Raw genomic sequence first — 1,646 nt, forward strand, 5'->3', positions numbered from 1 at the left:
GGCCCACCACGCGCAGCTGCATCCGGTGCCCGACGGTCTGCCCGACGACCGTGCGGTGCTCGTCGACGCGCTGGCCCGCGCGGTGCACAGCGTCGACCGGGCCCGGGTGGCGTCCGGGGCGCGGGTACTGGTCGTCGGCGCGGGGGCGGTCGGGTTGTTCACGGTGCTGGCGTTGCGGGCGTTCACCGACGCCGGGCCGGTGGCGGTCGTGGCGCGTCATCCGCGCCAGGCCCGTCTCGCCGCGCGGTTCGGCGCGGACGCGGTGTTCGATCCGGCGGGGGCGGTCGCCGGGGTGCGCCGCGCCGCGCGGGCGCTGCGGGTGACCCCGGTGTCGGGCGGGTCGTTTCTGCTCGGCGGGGTGGATGTGGCCGTGGACGCGGCGGGCAGCGGCGAGGCGTTGGCGACGGCGCTGCGCACGACCCGCGCCGGTGGGCGGATCGTGGTGGCCGGTACCCCGTCGGGTCGGGTGGATCTGACGCCGCTGTGGGCGCGGGGGCTGGAGCTGGTCGGGGCGGCGCGGACGACGGCCGATCCCGGGGCGGCGGATGTGTTGGCGCGGGCGTGGGCGCTGGCCGGCTCGGCGCCGTTGGACGGGCTGGTCGTGGGCGGCTATGCGCTGACCCGTTGGCGTGACGCGCTCGCCCATGCGCTGGGGGCGGGGCGCCTCGGCGTGGTGCGGGTGGCGTTCGACCCGGCGGCACCGTCATGACCCGCGCCGGAACGACCCGCGCCGGGATCGCCGGAGCAGGGGTGGACGGGGCGCACGCAGGGTGTGGCTCGACGGGTCGGACGTGGAGAGGATCGCGACAGTGAGACCGGGGTTCGTGCTCGAAGTCGACGAGCAGACTCCCCCGCTGCTGGTCCATTCCGGCGCCGGGGTGCTGCTGGAACGGTTCCCGCTGGGCACGCGGGTGGTGTATCCGCCGCAGCCGCGGCCGGGGGTTGGTGACGTCGACGCGGCGATCGCCGCGGCGCTGAGCGACCCGCTGGGCAGTGCGCCGCTGGCGGCGTTGCTGCGCCCGGGGATGCGTCTGGCGATCAGTGTGGACGATCTGCGCACCCCGCAGCCGCGGATGCGGCGCGTCGACGTGCGGGGGCGGATCCTCGAGCATGTGCTGAGCGCGGCGGCGGCGGCCGGTGTCGACGAGGTGACGCTGGTGGTGGCCAACGGGCTGCACCGGCGTCTCGGTGCCGCCGAGGTGGCGGGGATCGTCGGGGAGCGGGTGTTCCGCTCGTTCTGGCCGACGCAGCTGGCCTGCCATGACGCCGAGGACGCCGCGAACCTTGTCGAGGTCGGTGTCAGCGACGCCGGGGAGCCGGTGGCGATCGCCCGGGCGGTGGCCGAGGCCGATCTGCTCGTCGCCGTCGGGATTGTGCAGGGCCCCGGGCAGGGCGGGCTGGGAGCGCTGGTCGAGGGGTTGTCGTCGTATGCGTCGCTGCGCGCGGTGCATTCGGTGGCGGCGGTGACGCAGGCCGCCGCGGCCGGCGCCGGCGGCGGCGGGACGGTCGCCGGCCGGCTGGTGGCGCCGGCGGCGGCGGCCCGGTTGGGGGCGGTGCTGGGCGCGGCGGTGCCGGTGTTCGCGGTGACGGCGACGGTGAACGCCGCGGTCGGGCCGGGGCCGTTTCTGACCCGCCGGGAGTGGGAG

The 1,646-nt window shown here is 77.3% G+C and carries 2 protein-coding genes; both read left to right on the plus strand.

The window, feature by feature from the left end; genetic code table 11:
* On the plus strand, positions 1-709 hold a 709-nt coding region (locus NBZ83_RS32005; RefSeq protein ID WP_261576496.1), incomplete at its 5' end, for a zinc-binding dehydrogenase.
* Between the two features lie 100 nt (positions 710-809).
* The coding region (locus NBZ83_RS32010; RefSeq protein ID WP_261576497.1) for a lactate racemase domain-containing protein at positions 810-1,646 on the plus strand (837 nt) is incomplete at its 3' end.

This window comes from Frankia gtarii (assembly GCF_025403375.1).
GTDB classification, from domain to species: domain Bacteria; phylum Actinomycetota; class Actinomycetes; order Frankiales; family Frankiaceae; genus Frankia; species Frankia gtarii.